General features: G+C 64.7%; 14 protein-coding genes. 8 read left to right on the top strand and 6 right to left on the bottom strand.

Annotated features, from left to right (window positions below; translation table 11 throughout):
• Nucleotides 1-127: 127 nt before the first annotated feature.
• Nucleotides 128-622 carry an Lrp/AsnC family transcriptional regulator gene (locus tag K3M67_RS16645; protein ID WP_285833481.1) on the bottom strand — a complete coding sequence of 165 codons (495 nt, stop codon included), beginning with the start codon at nt 620-622 and terminating at the stop codon, nt 128-130.
• A 132-nt stretch (nt 623-754) separates the two neighbouring features.
• On the opposite strand from K3M67_RS16645, the gene K3M67_RS16640 reads away from it, so the two are divergent.
• Together K3M67_RS16640 and K3M67_RS16635 are read left to right on the top strand one after the other, a co-directional pair.
• Nucleotides 755-3,187 (top strand): zinc-dependent metalloprotease, encoded by a 2,433-nt coding sequence (locus K3M67_RS16640; protein ID WP_285833480.1) that lies wholly within the window; start codon nt 755-757, stop codon nt 3,185-3,187.
• A 127-nt stretch (nt 3,188-3,314) separates the two neighbouring features.
• Nucleotides 3,315-3,653, top strand: coding sequence for a hypothetical protein (locus K3M67_RS16635; protein WP_285833479.1), 339 nt, complete (start codon nt 3,315-3,317; stop codon nt 3,651-3,653).
• 7 nt (nt 3,654-3,660) lie between these two features.
• On the opposite strand, the gene K3M67_RS16630 is transcribed toward K3M67_RS16635, so the two are convergent.
• From K3M67_RS16630 to K3M67_RS16620, 3 genes are read right to left on the bottom strand one after another with little or no spacing between them, the layout of a single operon-like run.
• Entirely contained in the window at nt 3,661-4,665 is a 1,005-nt protein-coding gene (locus tag K3M67_RS16630) for an SMP-30/gluconolactonase/LRE family protein (RefSeq protein WP_285833478.1), read from the bottom strand.
• Complete coding sequence (locus tag K3M67_RS16625) at nt 4,662-5,765, bottom strand: Gfo/Idh/MocA family protein (protein WP_066858953.1); 1,104 nt, start codon at nt 5,763-5,765, stop codon at nt 4,662-4,664. Before K3M67_RS16625 ends, K3M67_RS16630 begins: the two co-directional genes overlap by 4 nt.
• Nucleotides 5,766-5,799: 34 nt before the next feature.
• The gene (locus tag K3M67_RS16620) at nt 5,800-6,081 is read right to left on the bottom strand and encodes a helix-turn-helix domain-containing protein (protein ID WP_066858952.1); all 282 of its coding nucleotides are present in this window, start codon (nt 6,079-6,081) and stop codon (nt 5,800-5,802) included.
• 310 nt (nt 6,082-6,391) lie between these two features.
• Here K3M67_RS16620 and K3M67_RS16615 point away from each other — a divergent pair, with 310 nt between their 5' ends.
• The 3 genes from K3M67_RS16615 (at nt 6,392) to K3M67_RS16605 (ending at nt 8,925) form a co-directional block, all read left to right on the top strand.
• Nucleotides 6,392-7,738, top strand: coding sequence for a GntP family permease (locus K3M67_RS16615; protein WP_285833477.1), 1,347 nt, complete (start codon nt 6,392-6,394; stop codon nt 7,736-7,738).
• An 83-nt stretch (nt 7,739-7,821) separates the two neighbouring features.
• A complete protein-coding gene (locus tag K3M67_RS16610; protein ID WP_285833476.1) occupies nt 7,822-8,499 on the top strand; it encodes a FadR/GntR family transcriptional regulator in 678 nt (225 codons plus the stop codon).
• Between the two features lie 240 nt (nt 8,500-8,739).
• Nucleotides 8,740-8,925: a hypothetical protein gene (locus K3M67_RS16605; RefSeq protein WP_066858949.1), complete on the top strand. Its 186-nt coding sequence runs from the start codon at nt 8,740-8,742 to the stop codon at nt 8,923-8,925.
• 252 nt (nt 8,926-9,177) lie between these two features.
• Here K3M67_RS16605 and K3M67_RS16600 read toward each other — a convergent pair whose 3' ends face one another.
• Entirely contained in the window at nt 9,178-9,708 is a 531-nt protein-coding gene (locus K3M67_RS16600; RefSeq protein WP_285833475.1) for a gluconokinase, read from the bottom strand.
• Nucleotides 9,709-9,878: 170 nt separating this feature from the next.
• Between K3M67_RS16600 and K3M67_RS16595 the strand changes: the two genes are divergently transcribed.
• From K3M67_RS16595 to K3M67_RS16585, 3 genes are all read left to right on the top strand, one after another.
• Entirely contained in the window at nt 9,879-12,902 is a 3,024-nt protein-coding gene (locus tag K3M67_RS16595; RefSeq protein ID WP_285833474.1) for a glycosyl hydrolase family 28-related protein, read from the top strand.
• A gap of 135 nt (nt 12,903-13,037) precedes the next feature.
• Nucleotides 13,038-16,010: a TonB-dependent receptor plug domain-containing protein gene (locus K3M67_RS16590; RefSeq protein WP_066858946.1), complete on the top strand. Its 2,973-nt coding sequence runs from the start codon at nt 13,038-13,040 to the stop codon at nt 16,008-16,010.
• 77 nt (nt 16,011-16,087) lie between these two features.
• Nucleotides 16,088-19,138 (top strand): glycosyl hydrolase family 28-related protein, encoded by a 3,051-nt coding sequence (locus tag K3M67_RS16585; protein ID WP_285833473.1) that lies wholly within the window; start codon nt 16,088-16,090, stop codon nt 19,136-19,138.
• Nucleotides 19,139-19,148: 10 nt separating this feature from the next.
• On the opposite strand, the gene K3M67_RS16580 is transcribed toward K3M67_RS16585, so the two are convergent.
• Complete coding sequence (locus K3M67_RS16580; RefSeq protein WP_285833472.1) at nt 19,149-19,898, bottom strand: SDR family NAD(P)-dependent oxidoreductase; 750 nt, start codon at nt 19,896-19,898, stop codon at nt 19,149-19,151.
• Between the last annotated feature and the right edge of the window lie 105 nt (nt 19,899-20,003).

Here is a 20,003-nt window from a genome sequence, read left to right as displayed (position 1 = left end):
GAGCCGTTAGCGCTTCCCGCGAAACTCGGCAGGAAAGCCGGCTAATATTGATCGATTCCGATGCGTACAGACTGATACGCGTCATAATCCTGCGCGTCGCCCCGCCCTTGCATTACTGATTCGTCCTTCACCGCAACCCGTCGAACAACGCGGGCGGGACATTGCGCTGGGCCACCGGGCGCATCACGAAGCTGCTGCGGATCTTGGCGACATGCGGCAGGGTCGATAATTCCTTGCGATAGACACGGTCATAATCGTCGAAGGACCGGACATGGACCGTCATCATGAAATCCGTGTCGCCCGACACGAAGCTGCAATAGCTCATAGACGGACATTTCACGACCGCTTCCTCGAACTCGGTCAGCACCTGTTCGGTCTGCGACACCAGTTCGATCGATACGTGAACGACGATGCCGAAGCCCAGGCGGACAAGGTCGGGACTGGCGGCATAGCGCGGCACCATGCCCCGTTCCTCCAATATCTTGCGACGGCGGGCGGCGGCGGTACTCGACAGATGCACGCGCTCGCCCAGCGCGACATCGGAAATCCGCCCATCCTCAACGATCTCGCGCAGCAGGCGCAGGTCGGTGCGATCCAGTTCAAGCTCGTGGAATTCCGTCACGAAACGCCTCCATCCTGTTGAAAATCATCAATTTCGCTGTCGATTGCTTACGAATATGCCGACATGCTCAACGGATCGCATGATATGATCCGCCATAGGTCGTGACGCGACCGGCGTAAAAAAGGGAAATCCATGAAATTATCGCGACGGATGACGGGCATGGCTTCGGCCGGGGCGATCGCTTTGGCGGCGGGTGCGATCGCCACTCCCGCCCGCGCAGAGCCGGTTCCCATCGCCAGCTCCGCCGACGGCGCCCTGCTGCCGGTCCGGGTCGACATGGCCGACGGCCGCATCCTGCTGACCCTGCCCGCGCCCGATGCGCAAGGCGTGTCCGGCCGCTTCCTCTATACCGGATCGATCAAGACCGGCCTTGGCTCCGCGCCGATCCGCATCGATCGCGGGATGCAGGGCGAAACCCAGCTGCTCGCCTTCCGCCGGTTGGGCAGGAAGGTCGCGATCACCTATGAAAATCCCCGCTACCGCGCCACCGGCGACGCCGACGTGCAGCGCGGCGGCACCAACAGCTTTCCGTTCAGCACGGTGGCGATGCTCGATGTGATCGCGCCCGCTGCTGGCGGCGGCGTCACGATCGACATCGCGCCGTTCCTCACGAGCGACACGATGAAACTGGCCGATGCCCTCAACGCCAACGGCAAGGGGTTCAAGCTGGCCGAAAAGCTCAGCGCCGCCGATCCGGCATCGGTCAAGGTCTTTCCCGACAATATCGAGATGGAGGCGATCCAGACCTTCGCCTCCGACACGCCGGGTCAGGAGGTCGACACGATCGCGCCCGACGGGCGGCAGGTCAGCTTCACCGTGCATCATTCGCTCGTGCGCCTGCCCGCGCCCGGATTTCGTCCGCGCCGGTTCGACATAAGGTCGGGCAGCCACGCGACCCAGGCCTATGACTTCGGCAGCAAGCTGGGCGACCCGGTCATGGTGCAGTTTGCCAACCGCTTCCGCCTCGACAAGATCGACCCGTCCGCCCCGCGGTCGCGCGTGAAGAAACCGATCCTCTTCTACATCGACAACAGCGCACCCGAACCGATCCGCACCGCCCTCGCCGAAGGCGTCGCCTGGTGGAACCAGGCCTTCGATGCGGCGGGCTATGTCGATGCCTTCCAGGTGAAGATCCTGCCGCCGGGCGTCGATCCGCAGGATGTGCGCTACAATGTCGTCAACTGGACCAACCGCCAGACCCGAAGCTGGTCCTATGGCGGCGGGGTGATCGATCCCCGCACGGGCGAGATTATCAAGGGCAATGTCGTGCTGGGGTCGCTCCGGCTGCGGCAGGACATCATCCTGTATGAAGGGCTGGTCGGCACGGCCCAGAATGACAGCGGCGGCGCCAATGATGCCGTCCGCGTCGCGCTGGCCCGCATCCGCCAGCTGGGCGCCCACGAGGTCGGCCATGCCATTGGTTTCGTCCATAATTTCCAGGCCAGCCTCGACGATCGCGCATCGGTGATGGACTATCCCGGACCGCTGGTGAAGATCGCCGACGGCAAGCTGGACCTGTCCGACGCCTATGCCGTGGGTATCGGCAAGTGGGACAAATATACGGTCGACTGGCTCTATGGCGAACCGGCGCCGGGCGCCGATGCCGATGCGGACGCCGCGCGGAAGGCAGAGGCGATCGAGGCGGCAGGTCTCCATTATTCGACCGACATCGACGGCCGCGCATCGGACCTCGCCGTGCCGGGCACGAATATGTGGACAGAGGGCACCGATACGCCCGCCGATCTGGCGCATGTCATGGCGGTGCGCCGGATCGCGCTTGCCAATTTCGGCCCCGCCGTGCTGCGCGCGGGCGAGCCGCTGTCCGACCTGCGGCGCAAATTCGTGCCCGTCTGGCTGTTCCACCGTTATGCCGTGGCGGCGATCGGCAAGATCGTGGGCGGCATCGACTATCGTTATGCCGTCGCCGGCGCGCCTACGCCCGCGCCCACCGTCACCGCCGCCAGCGACCAACGCGCCGCGCTCGACGCGCTGATCGGCACCTTGTCGGCCGACGCGCTGACCGTCTCGCCGCAACTCGCGCTGATGCTCTCTTCGGGGGTCAACGGCAGATCGGACCCCCAATATGATACCGAAATCTTCGACACGGCGGGCGCATCGGCGTTCGATCCGCTGGTCGCGGCCGATGTCGCGGCGCAGGTGACGCTCGAAAGCCTGCTGGCGCCTGCGCGCCTTGCCCGCATCCATATCCAGCATGGCAATGACCCCGCACAGCTCGGCCTGGGCGAGTTGCTCGACCGCTTGCAGGGCGGTGTGATCGACCGGCGCGGATCGGCGGTCGAGCGGCGTATCGCCCATCGCGCCATCCTGTCGATCGCCAGGACGCGCCAGTCGCCCGACACCTCGATCGACGTCGCCGCCATTCTGGACGGTCGGCTGCGGCTGATTGCAGACCGTTTCGCCCAGGCGAAGGGAGAAGGCGAGGATGCGAGTTGGCAGCGCAGCGTGGCGGCGATGCTGCGCGACGACGCACGGCTGGCGAGGGAGATCGGGAAGGCCAGCCGGCCCGAGCCGGTCATTCCGCCGGGGATGCCGATCGGCGGCTGAACCGGCAGGCGCCAAGGGAAGCGGTCAAGGCTTGAACTATGCGCCATTTGGCGCATGATGCGGGCAGCTTCCCTCCGGCCGGATGATGCGCTTCATCGTCCCGTGCCGCCATCAGACGAGACAGATCATGCGATTTTTGCCGGCGATCATCATGGCCAGCCTGGCGCTGGCCTCCTGCGGCAGCCCCGAAACGGCGGAAAAGGCGGAGCCGGCGAACGCAGCGGCCAATGCGGGCGGGGTCGACTATGTCGCCGCCGTCGCCGCCCTGCCGCCGGGGCAGCGCAACGGCGTCTTCCTGCGCGCCGTTCGCGATGCGGGCCTGCCCTGCCAGAAGATCGCGTCGGCAGAGCCGCTGGAAAGCAAGACGGCGAACGGCGAATGGAAGGTGCAGTGCGACAGCGGCGACATGCACCTCATCTCCATTCCGCCCAGCGGGCAGGCGATCGTCACCAGCCGAACGGACTGAGCGCTCTTCAGCCAGGCCCAGCCTTCAGTGTGATCATGGCCAGCATGTCGGTGGAGGTGAGGAAGAGCCGGTGCCCTTCCGGGTCGATACAGCAATTGGCGACGGCCTTGCCGGTGCCCACGATGCCCAGCAGCACGCCATCGGCGGTGCAAACATGGACGCCGCCCGGTCCGGTCGCGAACAGATGGCCGTCCCGGCCGACCTTGATCCCGTCCGGCAGGCCGGGCAGTCCCTGCGCGCGCTGCGGCCGCATGTCCCGAAACAGGCGCTGATCGACGGGAAGGCCGCGCACATCGAGCCGGTAGGCGAGCACCTCCGGCTGCTGCTCGTCCGACAGCGCCAGGTAGAGGGTTTGCCCGTCCGGGGAGAGTGCAACGCCATTGGGACGGCGATGGCTCCTGTCGATCAGCACCACCTCTCCATCGGGCGCGAGCCGGTAGAGGCCGCAATGGTCGAGTTCGCGCAGCGGAGAATCGTCGCCTCCGGTCAGTCCATAGGGCGGATCGGTGAAATAGATGACCCCTGACGGCGCGATGCACAGATCATTGGGACTGTTGAACCGCTTGCCCTGGTAGCGATCGGCCAGGATCGTGCGCTGGCGGGTATGCAGGTCGACGCGCACGATGGCGCGCGTTCCGCTGTCGGCCGCCACCAGCGCACCGTCGCGACCGATCGCCAGCCCGTTCAGTCCCGCTTCGCGCTGGCCCGCCGGAACCGGTCCCTGAAGACCCGACGGCGACAGGAAGGGACTGGCCCCTGCCCCTTCCTTCCAGCGATAGACGATATTGGCCGGCGGATCGGCGAAGAGCAGGCAGTCCAGCGCGGGCGCCCAGACCGGCCCTTCGGCCCAGCGGAAGCCGCTCGCCAGCATTGTCACCGATGCCGACGGATCGATGATCGAGTCCAGCGCCGGATCGATCCGCTCGACCCCGCCTACCGGCGCCGCCAGCCCGCGCGTAGTGAACATCGGCAGGCTGACAAGGCCGCGCACAACCGTCCGGCGCGCGATCACGTGCTGATCGCGACATGCCGCCGCTCGGCGGCGGAACGATAAATGGCCTCGATCACCCGCAGGTCGGCCAGCCCCTCCTCGCCCGGCACGATCGGCGTGCCGCCATTCAGGATACACTCGGCCAGATGATCGAGCTGGCCGGCAAACTGGTTCTTCGCCGCCACCGGCAGGATGCGCGGCGCGGTGACGCCATCCTTGCGGATCATCATGCTCTGCCCCGAATAGGGCGTGGCCGGCTCCATGTTGATCCAGCCCTGGGCGCCGATGACGCGATAGCCATTATGGCCCGAACTATAGCTGGAGAGGCAGTTGGCGAGGATGCCGGAGGGGAAGCGCAGCTGGAAACCGATCCGGTCCTCCACCGTCCGGAAGCGCGGGTCCGAACGGTTGGTCGACTCGATCGCGCTCACCTCCACCGGCTCCTCGCCCGTCAGGTAGCGCGCGGCGTTGAGGCTGTAGATGCCGATGTCCATCATCGATCCGCCGCCCGACAGCGCCCGGTCGAGCCGCCACTGGTCCGGCCGGATCGCAAAGCCATGTTCCGCCGTGATCAGCCGCGTGCGACCAACATATCCGCTGCGCGCCAGATCGATGGCGAGGCGGTTGTAGGGTTCGAAGCGCGAGCGATAGCCGATCATCAGCTTCGTCCCCGCCTTGCGGCAGGCGGCAATCATCGCCGCGCACTCGGCCACCGATGTCGCCATCGGCTTTTCACATAGCACATGTTTGCCCGCCTGCGCCGCGCGGACCGCATATTCCGCATGGAGGCTGTTTGGCAGCACGACATAGACCGCGTCGATGTCCGGATTGTCGCGAATGCGCTCGAAATCGGCATAGCTGTAACGATGGGTCGCGGGGATGCCGTATTGCGCGCCATATTGGTCGAGCTTGGCGGGCGTGCCGCTCACCAGCGCGACCAGCCGCGCATGGTCGCATCCGGCGAAGTTGGGCATGACCTGCCGCGTGGCATAGGAGCCCAGGCCGACGATGGCATAGCCAATCCGGCGCGCGGGCGCGGCGCGGCTGCGTCCGTTCATGCCCGCCAGAACCATCCCGGCGCCAAGCCCGCCCAAAAGCGCCCTGCGGGAACCTGTCGCCATGCGAACCTCCCTTCCCTGCTGAATATCGCAGATGTCAGTCCGTCGCGCGGCCCAGCGCCGGCCGCAGCCATCCCAAGTTGCGCGCGGTAATGGCGGCCTGCGTGCGATTGCGGACATTGAGCTTGCGCATCAGCGCTGTCATGTGGACCTTCACCGTGGCCTCCGCCATTCCCAGCTCATAGGCGATCTGCTTGTTGAGCAGCCCGGAATGGACGCAGTGCAGGACCTTCATCTGGGTCGGCGTCAATGGGGCCGGTTCCGGCGTCCCATGGGCCGGGTGATCGAGAATATCGTGCAGATCCGTGGCGAAGTGCATCCGTCCTCTCCCTGTTCGATCCGACATGGGCGCGCCGGCCTCTTTGGCCTGCCGGCTGCATCGGATTCGGTAGCGCTAACGATAAGAGAATCAGTCAGACAGATTCAAGAGAAATTTCCCGATATCGACGATTTTTTCTAGTTTTGACGGAATTTCTGCCTATACCTGTCCAACAGGTTTTGCGGAACGATCACTCGAATCGGTGAATTTGCGCAGAAGAGAAAGGGGAGAGGATGACGTTACCAGTTCGTCGACCGTCGCCGTTCGGCGTCATGCCGGCCTTCAACGCCATGGACAGGATCATCGCCCGATGACCCCGGCGGACTATCGGCTCGTCCTTTCCGCCATCATCGGCATCGCCCTCTCCATTGCACTCATAATCCGTGGACGGCTCCACCCGTTCGTCGGACTGCTGTGTGGTGCTTTCACCGTGGGGCTGCTCGCCGGCCTGCCGATGGAGGAAACTGCCAAGGCGGTGGAAAAGGGCGCGGGCGCCATATTGGGCGGCACCGGCCTTGTGGTCGCCTTGGGTCTGGGTCTGGGCGCCATGCTGCAATTGTCGGATGGCGCAGGCGGCCTCGCGCGCGGAGCGCTTCACCTGTCGGGCGTGCGGGGCGCTCCGTGGGCCAGCCTGTTCACCGCGATCCTGATCGGCCTGCCGCTCTTCTTCGAAACGGGCCTGGTGCTGCTGCTGCCGATCGTCGCCTCGGCTGCCGCCGCGCTGCCGCAGGGTCAGAATGACGATACCGCCAAACTACGGCTGATGCTGCCCGCGCTGTCGGGCCTATCCGTCGTCCATGCGCTGGTGCCGCCGCATCCGGGGCCATTGCTGGCGGTCAATGCGCTCGGCGCCAATCTGGGCCTCACCCTCGTCTACGGCCTGATCGTCGGCATCCCCACCGCGATCATCGCCGGCCCGCTGCTGGCGCGCTTCACCGCGCCCGGCGTCAGGCTCAGCCCGCCCCTGCTCGATCCGGTAAGGGCCGACGTCCCCACCCCGTCGGTCGGCCGGGCGCTGACGGCCGTGCTGTTGCCGGTGGTGCTGATCGCGGCGGGACAGGCCGTGGCGCTGATGCCGCCGGCGGTCGCCGAGCATTTCCACTGGCTCGGCTGGGTCAGCGATCCGGTGGTGGCGCTGCTGGTGGCGGTGCTGGCCGCCCTCCCCCTGCTCTTCGGCCGCCGAATTACCGACCGCACCATCCAGAACGCGATCTGGACCGAGGCGATGACGCCGGCGGGCGGCATCATCCTGGCGATCGGCGCGGGCGGCGCGCTCAAGCAGGTGTTGGTGACGGCGGGCCTTTCCGACATGCTGGTGCGGCTAGCCGACGGCGGCGCGATCTCGCCGCTGCTGCTTGCCTGGGGCGTATCGGTGTGCATCCGCCTCGCGACCGGGTCGGCAACCGTGGCGACGATCACCACGGCGGGCGTGATGGAGGGGCTGGTCGCCGCATCGGGCGTGGAGCCGGAATGGATGGTGCTCGCCATCGGCGCGGGATCGCTGTTCTTCTCGCACGTCAACGACCCCGGCTTCTGGCTGGTGAAAAGCTATCTGGGCACCGACATGCCCGGCACCTTTAAGACCTGGTCGATCATGGAAACGGTGGTCGCGGTGGTCGGCCTGCTGCTGGTACTCGTCGCCAGCAGCATCTTCTGAGCAAGGCACTGCCAGCGCTTGTCCCCGGCGGCATCTTCTGACTAGGGGTAGATGATGAGAGCGATCGACAGACAGGTGCCCCGATGAGCCAGGCGCGGCTTTCCGACCATGTTTATGCGGCGATCGTGGAGATCATCAAGTCGGAAGGGATGGAGGTCGGCGCGCGCCTGCCCTCGGAAGCGCGACTGGCGGAAATGTTCGGCGTTTCGCGCTCGATCGTGCGCGAAGCGCTGATGCGGCTGGCGTCCGACGGCATTACCGAGGCGCGACGCGGCGCCGGCTCCTTCGTCAAGAGCCGCCCCTCCGACCGGCTGTCCGCCTTCATGCCTGCGACCGAACTGCCGACCACGCTCGGCAGCTATGAAGTGCGCTTCGTGCTGGAGGCGGAAGCTGCGCGACTGGCGGCGACACGGCGTACCGCGCCGGAGATGGCGCATATCGAGGAAGGCATGGGATTGCTGCGGGACGCCCTGTTGTCGAGCGAACCGGCCCATGCCGAGGATATGGAACTGCACCGTCGCATCGCCGAGGCGACGGGCAATCCCGCCTTCCTGATCGCCTTCGATGCGCTGCATGCCGATGTCGACAAGATCATGCGCGCGGGCGTCGACATCAGCCGCTCGCGCCCGCCGGAGGTGATCGCGACCATGTTGCGCGAGCATGAGCAGATCGTCGACGCGATCCGCGCGCAAGACCCCGAAGGCGCGGCCCTCGCGATGCGCTGGCATTTATGGGAAGGGCGACGCCGCCTGATGCCGTAACACCGCTGTGCCGGTCGCCCGACCTCGCCCGACTTCGCGCTGAACGAACGGCAATGTCAGTTGAGTAACGGAAGTGGTGGATTGCGGAAGGACGACTTTCGAAACATGCTCGTGCAAAGGCAGACATAAAATCCCGTCATGCCTGCGAATGCTGGCATCTCAGGCGAAGGCGCACAGCCGTAGGGTTTGACCTTTCCCAGCCTTGTCCCGCCATCGCCTGAGATCCCAGCTTTCGCTGGCGTGACGATCAAGACGATAACGGTTTTCTGGTTGTGCAGCGTCGGCAACAAGCGACAGTTTCTGCTCGTCGCCTGCCATACTCTTTACGTCATGCCGGGCCTGACCGGGCAGCCCGCTTTCTTTGTCCTGCCCATATTTTGTGAAGAAGTGAACGTCCCGACCACGCCCGTCCGGGAGCCGCTCTGACACCCGAGGCGCCGCTGGGAAAATTCCACCGTCACCCACTAGCTGCAAGCGCAGCCAAAACCATCCCGGCGAAGACTTTCCCCTGTCCTATTGCCGATCGGCAGGCCTATGCTGCGACGTTCCTTGAAGTGTCGAAAAACGCCCATCCGGCACATACGGGCCGGTCACGGGGCTGCGCGTCGCGGACGCGTCGCTGACGCGTCCGGTTCGAAAAGGCCAGCGACAGTGTGAACTTCGTAGGAGATGCTTATTTCAGCACAGCCAGGCGAAAGAGCGGTCACGTAACTCGGCGAGCGGCGCATCGCTGTTCAGGATCATCGCCCGCTCCTGCGGGGAAGGCCGCTCCAGCGTCGCGAGCTGGCTGTCGAGCAGGCTGGCGGGCATATAATGGCCGGGGCGGTTCTGGAGCCGCATCAGCAACTGGTCGCGGCTGGCCTCCAGCAGGATGAAACGGACCGGCGCGCCGATCGCCACCCGCAGCCGATCGCGATAGGCCTGGCGCAGGGCCGAGCAGGCCGCGACCGCAACGCCATGCGTCCGGATGCTCGCCGCCACCGCCTGCCCCAGCCGGTCGAGCCAGGGCCAGCGATCCTCGTCGGTCAGCGGACGGCCGCTGCGCATCTTTTCCACCGCCTCGGCCGCATGGAAACTGTCGCCCTCCAGAAAGGGGCAGTCGAACCCGTCGGCCAGCAATGCGCCCAGGGTCGACTTTCCGCAACCGCTGACGCCCATGACGATGACGGCCAGGGGCGGCGGCGGGGCAGGATCGGCTGATGACGGCAAAGCGGCGTCCCTTGCAGACGGTCGATGCCCCATGGGCATCACGATGATGAAGCCCGGCTATACCGACGCAGGCAGGGCCATGAAAACTACGACCTTTGTCGCAAGTGCAAAGGTCGGTCTGCCCCTCTAGCCCTGCGATACAGGGTTTAGGACTGCATGGAGAGGCAGCTATGATCGGACGCAGCATGATCGCGGCTTTGCTGGCGGCGACCAGCATGGGGGCGCCGGCCTGGGCGGCCGGCACCTCCATCTTTCCGATCGCGCCCGACGAGCCTCATGCCGTCACGGTCAAAGCCAGGGGCGACGGCAAGGCCGATGACAGCGCCGCGATCCAGCAGGCGCTCGACCAGTCGCGCGACAGGACCGGCCACGGCATCGTCTTCCTGCCATCGGGTACCTACCGCATCACCCGCACCCTGGTCGTGCCCGCGGGGGTGCGCGTCTATGGCGTCGGACCAACGCGGCCGGTCATCCTGCTGGGCGCCAATACGCCCGGCTTTCAGCAGGGCGTCTCGACGATGATCGTCTTCGCCGGGGGCGACCAGTATAATGTCGGCAAGATACCCGTTCCGGTGCCAACCGTGGTGCCTCGCGAACGACAGGTCCGCGACGCCAATTCGGGCACCTTCTATTCGGCGATGAGCAACGTCGACATAGAGATCGGCGCGGGCAATCCAGCGGCGGCGGGCGTGCGCTTCCGCATGGCCCAACATGCCTTCCTCAGCCATATGGAGTTCCGGCTGGGGACGGCCTTCGCCGGTGTCTATCAGGCGGGCAATGTCATCGAGAATGTCCATTTCCGGGGCGGCCGCTATGGCATCGTCACGGAAAAGACCTCGCCCGCATGGCAGTTCACCCTGCTCGATTCCAGCTTCGACGGGCAGCGGGACGCCGCCATCCGCGAGCATGAAGCGGGGCTGACCCTGGTCAATGTCTCGATCCGCAACACGCCCGTGGGGATAGAGATCGACCGCGGCTATGGCGACAGCCTCTGGGGCAAGGATGTCCGCTTCGAAAATGTGTCGAAGGCCGGTGTCGTCATCTCGAACGAGAAGAATGTGTTCACCCAGATCGGTTTCGACAATGCGCTCGCCGTCAACAGCCCTGTCTTCGTCCGGTTCCGCGACAGCGGCAGGACCGTGGCGGGCAAGGGCAAGGCCTACAAGGTTGCCGCCTTTTCCTATGGCCTCGCCGTCCCGGACCTGGGCCACATGGGAGACTACCGGACCGAAGCCGACATCCAGCCCCTGCCCGCCATGCCCGCCCCGCGTCTACCCGCCATCCGCGATCTGCCGCCGATGACCGAATGGATCAATGTCCGCACCCTGGGCGCAATGGGCGACGGCAAGGCAGACGATACTGCCGCGATCCAGAAGGCGATCGATGGCCACCGCATCCTCTATTTCCCGACCGGCTTCTACAAGGTGACGGACAAGCTGACGCTGCGGCCCGACAGCGTGCTGATCGGTCTGCACCCCGCCATCACGCAGCTCTACATACCTGATAGCAATCCAGCCCATGCCGGTCTTGGCCCGGTGCTGCCGATCCTGGAAAGCCAGAGGGATGGCGACAATATCCTCTCGGGCCTCGGTCTCTTCACCGGGCGCATCAACCCGCGCGCGTCCGCTCTGCTGTGGCGTTCGGGCGAGAAGAGCCTGGTCGAGGACGTCAAGATCATGGGGGGTGGCGGCACCCCGACCGCCGACGGCAAGATGCTGGGCGCATTGCGGGTGCATACCGGCGATCCGGTCACGGATGGCCGGCTGGACGCCCAATATCCCAGCATCTGGGTGACCGATGGCGGCGGCGGCACCTTCGCCAATGTCTGGAGTCCCAACAGCTTTGCACAGTCTGGCCTTCACGTCACCAACACCAGCACGCCCGGTCATATCTACGAAATGTCGGTCGAACATCATGCCCGCAACGAAATCGTGCTCGACAATGTGCAGAATTGGGAATTCCTGGCGCCGCAGACCGAGCAGGAGGTCGAAGACGGGCCGGACGCCATCTCGCTCGACATCCGCAATTCGAGCAATCTGCTGTTCGCCAACTATCATGGCTATCGCGTGACGCGCACCTACGCGCCGGAGAAGAGCGCGGTGAAGCTGACCAATTCGAGCGACATCCGCTTCCGCAACATCCATATCAATGCCGAAAGCGGCTTTGCCACATGCGACGAGGAAGGCTGCGGTACCTACCTGCGGGCGAGCAAATATCCGTTCGACAATGCGATCGAGGATGTGAGCCGCAAGCTGTTCGTGCGCGAGCGTGAATTTGCGAGGCTGGACATAGGCGCCGCCGACCGCAAGATCGCGCCGCCGCTGCCCACCAGCGCGAAGGTGGAGAAGCTGGAGGACGGTTTCTGGTCTATCTCCGGCGCGGCGGTGGATGCAAAAGGCACGCTCTATTTCATCGATCGCCGTTTCCAGCGCATCCATCGCTGGAGCGAGGACAAGGGACTGGAGGTCGTTCGGGACAATGCGCTCGATCCGGTCAATCTGGCGATCGACGCGTCGGGCCATCTGTTGATCCTTTCCTCGCTGGGACCGAAGGCTGGTGTCTACTCGGTCGATCCGGACGGGCCGCCCGACCAGATTACCCTGATCCGGCCGACCCACGTGCGTGCCGGCGGCGCTGCAAAGACGCTGTTGCCGGTCAACTGGTGGAACAATGGCGAATTCAGGGACCAGCTCGATCCCAGGACATATGAGTTCACCACGCTAGCGGAAATGTTCGCCCGCGACGTCGGCACGCCCAAGGCCGAGGAATATCTCTCACCCGACGGCAGCCTGTCGCTGCCGGCATTTCGCGTATGGCAGCAGGGGCCGGTCGACCATAGTGGCTGGCGCTGGTCCGACAGTCTGAACGCCAACGGCCTGATCGGCGGCAAGGTTGGCGACCGGCTCTTCGTCACCAATGGATCGGAGAATGCGACATATAGCGGCACGGTAGGTCCGGGCGGCACGCTGACCGACCTCCAGCGCTTCGCCAATCGCGGCGGCGAGAGCGTGGCGATCGATAGTCAGGGCCGCGTCTATGTCGCGAATGGACAGATCTTCGTCTACGGGCCGGATGGCAAGGAAGCCGGGCGCATCGATGTTCCGGAACGTCCGTTGCAGATCCTGTTCGGCGGCGCGGACAGGCGGACCCTGTTCATCCTGACGCATCATGCGCTCTATGCCGCAAAGCCCTGAAAAACCGTCACCTGCGCGCCTACGACCTATGTCGTAAGTGCAGGAGCGAGAGCCAGGGGATACTCTTCACAGGATCGCCCGACACGGGCGTTGCCGGCTCCGGGAGAGCGGCCGGTCATAAAAGGGGAAGGATCAATGACAGTGACGATCGCAATCCATCGGCAACTGGCCAGCGTCAGCCTGGCGGCGATGGCGACCATGGTGCTGGCAGGCGCAGCGCAGGCCCAGACGGCGGCCGCGGCGCCAGCCCCGACCATAGCACCGCAGGCGCAGAGCGACGAAGCCGCCGCCCGCAACGCCGATATTGTTGTCACCGGATCGCGCATCACCACCAGCGGCTTCAACGCGCCCACGCCGACCACGGTGATCGGCGAGGAACAGATCGCCAACAATGCCCAGCCCAATATCTTCAACACCGTCGCCCAGTTGCCTTCGTTGCAGGGATCGACTGGCGCCGCCACGGGGACGTTCAGCACGTCGAGCGGCACGCAGGGCCTTAGTTCCTTCTCGCTGCGGGGCCTTGGCCCGATCCGCACGCTCACCCTGGTCGACGGACAGCGCGTGGTCGGCGCGAACGTGACCGGTGTACCCGACATCAGCCTTTTCCCGCAATTGCTCATCAAACGGGTGGATGTCGTCACTGGCGGCGCGTCCGCTTCCTATGGATCGGACGCGGTCGGCGGCGTCGTCAACTTCATCACCGACACCAAGTTCGAAGGGTTCAAGGGCAATATCCAGGGCGGAATCACCCGCTACAACGACAATGAACAGGTGCTGGTGCAGGGCGCCTATGGGAAGTCGTTCGGCCGCTTCCACCTAGTCGTCAGTGGCGAATATGACCATGAAGAAGGGGTCGGTCCCGGCGATTTCGGCACAGACCTGGCCGGCAGCCGGGACTGGTATCGCGCCACGACGCTGGTCAATACCGGCGTCCTCACCAGCAGCAACCCGCAATATCTCTACCGCGACTATGGCCAGCCCTATCAGTACGCAAAATATGGCCTGATAAGCGCCGGGCCGTTGCAGGGCATCGCCTTCGACCAGAGCGGACAGCCCTATAATTTCAACTATGGTTCGAACGGCGTGCCCGCCCGGAATGCGGCGGGCAATGTCACCGGATGCTATGTCGGCTTCTGCGTAGGCGGCGACATGTCGGGCCATGTCGGATCGGGCACTTCGCTCCAGTCGGCCCTGGAGCGCATCAACGGCTATACCCGCCTCAGTTACGAGTTCGCCGACGACAACGAACTATACACCACAATCAACATTGCGCGGGTAAAGACCAACAACCAGCCTAATCCCGGCGCGGCAACGACCGGCCTGACGATGCAATGCGCCAATCCCTATCTGCCCGCATCGGTCAGGACCGCGTGCGCGACAGCGGGGATCACCAGCTTTCAATATGGCCTGAGCAACGCCATTCTACCGGAGAATATCCGGGTCTACACCAATCGCCGCCAATATCGTTTCGTGGGCGGCGCGAAGGGCAGGTTCGATGCGGCCGGCACCAACTGGAATTATGACGCCTATTATGAGCATGGCATCAACATCACCGACATCAATGTCGAGGATATCATGCTCCCCGCCCGCTTCCGACAGGCGATCAACGCGATCGAACTGAATGGCGCGATCGTCTGCGCCGATCCAGTCGCTCGTGCCAATGGTTGCCAGCCGATCAACGTGTTCGGCGGGGCGACGCCTTCGGCCGCGGCGCTGGCCTATGTCACCCCGGAAAACGGGCCGTTCCAGCATACCAGGCAGACCCAGGACGTCGCCAGCCTCAACTTCTCCGGCAATCCGTTCGAGTTGTGGGCCGGTCCGGTTTCGGTCGCGTTCGGCGGCGAATATCGACGCGAATTCTACCGCGTGAACGCCGACGCCTACGGCGCGGGGGTATCAAGCCTGAGCCCAAACAACGCCGACTATCCGGCGGACCCGATCCTCAACGCCGTCAACGGCAGCAACTGGTATGCGGGCAATTATAAAAACGGCCGCGGCAAATATCATGTGATCGAGGGCTTCGTGGAAGTCGACGTGCCGCTTATCAATTCCGATGCCATGGGGCGCGCCAATCTGAACGCGGCGGCGCGCGTCACCGACTACAGCACGTCGGGCACCGTCTGGTCGTGGAAGGTCGGCGGCACCTGGGACACGCCGCTCGACGGCTTCCGCCTGCGCGCCGTGACATCACGGGACGTGCGCGCGCCCAACCTTTCGGAATTGTTCGCCGCGCCGGTGACGACGACAGTTCCCAACTTCACCGATCCGCGCAACGGCGGGTCTCAGGTGCTGATCATTCAGAACACCGTCGGCAACCCCGATCTGAAGCCGGAAATCGCCCGCAATACCGAGATCGGCGCAGTGCTCTCCAATCCGTCCTGGTTGCCCGGTTTCAGCCTGTCGGTCGACTATTACAAGATCAAGCTCAAGGGTGTGATTTCGAGCCTCTCGGCGCAGCAGATCGTCAATTTCTGCTATCTCGAAGGCATCACCTCCACCTGCGGTGCGTTCGACCTGGACAATCCGACATTCAAGTTCGTCAACGTCCAGTCCTTCAACCTCGCATCGATCGACACGGACGGTTTCGACATCGAGGCGAGCTACCAGTGGCGCAATCCGCTGGGCCTGGACGGTAGTTTCACGGTCCGCGCCCTTGCCACCCATGTCCGCAAGTTCGTGACTGATACGGGCATCCCCCGCGTCACCCCGGTCGACACCGCAGGCAATAATGCGGGGGCTACACCGGACTGGAAATGGCTGGCGATCCAGACCTATGAGAATGACCGGTTCAGCTTTACCGTCACCGAACGCTGGTTCAGCGACGGCACATTCGGCAACCAATATATCGTCTGTCAGCCCGGAAGCTGCCCGACGTCGACCAGCAACAATCCGACGATCGACCGCAATTTCATGAAGGGCGCCTTCTATGTCGACATTGGCGGTTCCTATAAAGTGACGGACAATATTCGCGCCTTCTTCAAGGTCGACAATCTGTTCGACCATGATCCTGAACCCTCGCCCCAGACGAACACCGGTCTGGACGTCAATCCTGCGCTCTACGACACGCTGGGCCGCACCTATCGGGCGGGCGTCCGTTTCAATTTCTAGCCAACCATCCTAACCTCCCCCCAACCTGGTCCCGGCCCTGCACGGCCGGGACATTTATTCCTGCTGGAGCCTCATCAATGTATCGCGGACTGAGCGGAGCCTGTGCATCTGTCCTGCTGTCCCTGGCGGCAGCGCAATCCGTCCTCGCCTCTCCGTCCGTCTATACAGTAGCACCGGACGAGCCGCGGGCGGTGACGGTGCAAGGCGTGGGCGACGGCCGCGCCGACGACAGCGCGGCGATCCAGCAGGCGATTGACAAGGCGGCCGAAAAGGGCGGTGGCGGGATCGTCTTCCTGCCGGCCGGCACCTATCGGATCAGCCGCACCCTTTTCCTCTGGCCCGGCATCCGCATCTTCGGCATCGGCGCACGGCGCCCGGTCATCCTGCTGGGCGAGAATACGCCGGGATTCCAGCGCGGCGTCGCCCATATGCTGATGTTCACCGGGGGCGCTCGCCAGACCGACAAGGACAGCCCGCCCGCCGCTTTTCCACCCGCGGGCAGCGTGCCCTTCAACAAGAATATAGCCGATGCCAACCCCGGCACATTCTATTCCGCGCTGGGCAATATCGATTTCCGGATCATGGACGGCAACCCGGCGGCCACCGCCATCCGATTCCATTCGGCGCAACATAGTTTCGTCAGCCATGTCGATTTCGACATCGGATCGGGGCTGGCCGGTCTCTACCATGTCGCCAACGAGGCGGAGGATCTGCATTTCAAGGGCGGCCGCTACGGAATCCTGGCCGAGAAGCCATCGCCGGCCTGGCCCTTTGCCTTGGTGGACGCGACCTTCGAGGGACAGCGCGAGGCCGCCATCCGCGAGCATGAAGCGGGGCTGACGCTGGTCAACGTCGCATTCCGCAACGTGCCGGTCGGGATCGAGATCGACCGGGGCTATGGCGACTGGCTGTGGGGCCAGGATGTCCGTTTCGAGAATGTATCGAAGGCGGGCGTCATCATCTCCAATGAAAGCAACGTCTACACCCAGGTTGGTTTCCAGAATGTGCTGGCAGCCAATACCCCGACCTTCGCCCGTTTCCGCGAAAGCGGCCGGACCGTGGCTGGCGCTGGCGCGGCCTACAAGGTTTCGTCCTTCACCCATGGCCTGACGCTGCCGGGCCTGGGCCGGATCGGCGAATACAAGACCGAGATGCAGGCGGAGCGCGTCGCCAGCCTGCCCGCGCCGGCCGCGCCGGCCGCGCCGGCCATCCGCCCGCTGCCGCCCGTGTCCGAATGGGTCAGCGTGCGGACACTCGGTGCAAAAGGCGATGACCGCACGGATGATACGGCCGCAATACAAAAGGCTATCGACAAGCACCGCGTCGTCTATCTGCCCGCTGGTTTCTACCGGGTCAGCGACACGCTGCGCCTTCGCCCCGATACCGTCCTGCTGGGCCTGCATCCCAGCCTGACGCAGATCGTACTGCCCGACGGTACGCCCGCCTGGCAGGGCATAGGCGCGCCCAAGGCACTGGTTGAGAGCGCGCAGGGCGGCGATGCGATCGTTGCGGGCCTCGGCCTCGACACGAACGGTGCCAATCCGCGCGCGACGGCCCTGCTCTGGAAGGCCGGCGCCGCTTCGATGGTGAATGACGTCAAGTTCCAAGGCGGCCATGGCACGGACCGGTTCGATGGCAGCCGCATCAACCCCTACAACAACAACGCCACCGCAGATCCCGACGCGGCCCGGCGCTGGGCGGGGCAATATGCCAGCTTGTGGGTGACGCAGGGCGGCGGCGGCACCTTCGCCAACATCTGGAGTCCGAGTACCTTCGGCCACCCCGGCATCCTGATTTCGGACACCCAGACACCCGGTCGCATCATCCAGGCGTCGGTCGAGCATCATGTCCGCACCGAAATCGGCCTGAACCGCGTCGCCAACTGGGAACTGCTCGCGCCGCAGACGGAGGGAGAGGCAGGCGAAAGCGGCGACGCCGTAGCGCTGGAAATCCGGGATTCCCGCAATATCCTGGTCGCCAATTTCCATGGCTACCGCGTGACCCGCACGCGCGAACCGGCGCGCGCCGCTGTCACCCTCTACAACTCGCACGACATCCGGTTCCGCAATGTCCATGTGAATGGCGAGAGCGGGCTTGGCACCTGCGACGAGAATGGCTGCGCCACCTTCCTGCGACTTACCAAATTCCCGTTCGAGAACGCCATTCGCGACGTGACCCATGGCCTGGACGTGCGCGAGCGCGAGTTCGCCGTGCTCGACGTGCCGGCCCGGCCCGATCCGGTGACGCCGTCGGCGGTCCTGGGCGGCAGGGTCGAGACGCTGGCGGAGGGCTTTCATTCGATCGGCGGCGGCGCCGTCGATGCCCAGGGCCGGCTCTACTTCATCGATCGCCGCTTCCAGCGCATCTGGCGCTGGTCGGACGACCGGAAACTGGAACTGGTGCGCGACGCCGCGCTGGACCCGGTCAACCTGACGATCGACCGATCCGGCAATCTGCTGGTGCTGTCATCCTACGGACGCAACGGCACGGTCTACAGCGTCAAGCCCGACGCGCCGGACAGCGAGATCCGCGTCATCGCCGCAACGCCTGCGACCGGCCATGCCGGCGCTTCGACGGTACTGCCGGTGAACTGGTGGAATAACGGTGAATTCCGCGACCAGATCGATCCCACGACCTATGAGTTCAAGACGCTTGCCCAGATGTTCGCGCGCGACATGGCGGTCCCCCACCCCCAGGAATATGTGTCGCCCGACGGCAGCATCGTCCTCCCCGCCTGGCGGGTGTTCGCGCAGGGACCGGCCGACCATCGCGGCCTGCGCTTCTCCCATTCGCTCGACAGCTATGGCTTCATTCAGGGGAAACCAGGCGGGCGGGTCTACGTCACCAATGGCTCGGAAAACCGGACCTATAGCGGCCTGGTCGGTTCCGGGGGCGCCATCACCGACCTGAAGGTCTTTGCGGAGCGTGGCGGCGAAGGCGTGACGGCCGGCGCCGATGGACGCGTCTATGTCGCCAATGGCCAGATTTTCGTCCACGCACGCGATGGTAAGGCGATCGGTCGGATCGACGTGCCCGAACGCCCGCTTCAGATCCTTTTCGGCGGGACGGATGGCAAGACATTGTTCATCCTGGCCCATCACGGCCTGTATGCCTGGCGGCGGCCCTGAGTGCGCCCGCCTATCCTTCGCGCGCGACCTGAAAGCCCGCGAAGGACTGGCTGACCGGCATCAGTTCGATGCTGTTGAAATTGAGATGGGCTGGCTGCTGCGCGACCCACAACAGGGTCTGGGCGATATCGTCCGCGGTCATCGGATTGGCATTGCCGTAAAGCGTATCGGACGCCGCCTGGCTGCCGGTCCGCACCAGTGTGAATTCGGTTTCCACCATGCCCGGTTCGATCGAGGTGACGCGCACGCCAGTACCGTGCAGGTCGGACCGCAGGCCAAGGGTGAATTGCTTCACGAACGCCTTGGTCCCGCCATAGACGTTGCCCCCGGTGTAGGGATAGGTCGCGGCGATTGAACTCAGATTGATGATCGCGCCCTTGCGATCGACCAGCCGCGGCAGCAGCTTGTGCGTGATCGCCACCAACCCGCTGATATTGGTATCGATCATCTGCTGCCATTGGGTCAGGTCAGCCTGCTGCGCCGGCGCGGTGCCGAGCGCCAGTCCGGCATTGTTGACGAGCAGATCGACGCCCCGAAAATCGTCGGGGAGCGATTCCAGCGCCGCATCGAGCGCGGCTTCCTCCCGCATGTCGAAGACGAGCGACTGCATTTGCGGCCCGATCTCGGCCGCCAGTGCTTCCAGCCGATCTACCCGGCGACCGGTGCCGATTACCCGCCAGCCCGCGGCGGCGAACGCCCGAACGGCGGCCTCACCAATCCCGGCGGTCGCGCCCGTGATGAAGGCGGTTCTGGTCGTCATGTCGTCTCCTGTCGCCGGGCTGCAAACCCAAAATGGTAGCGCTCCTCAACCACATAGAGCGATTTATCCGCGTCGGACAGCTCCAATCACCCGATCATTTTGGAA

Origin of the sequence: Sphingobium sp. V4 (assembly GCF_029590555.1) — a bacterium.
GTDB lineage: Bacteria > Pseudomonadota > Alphaproteobacteria > Sphingomonadales > Sphingomonadaceae > Sphingobium.
This window is presented reverse-complemented; position numbering and strand designations above follow the sequence as displayed.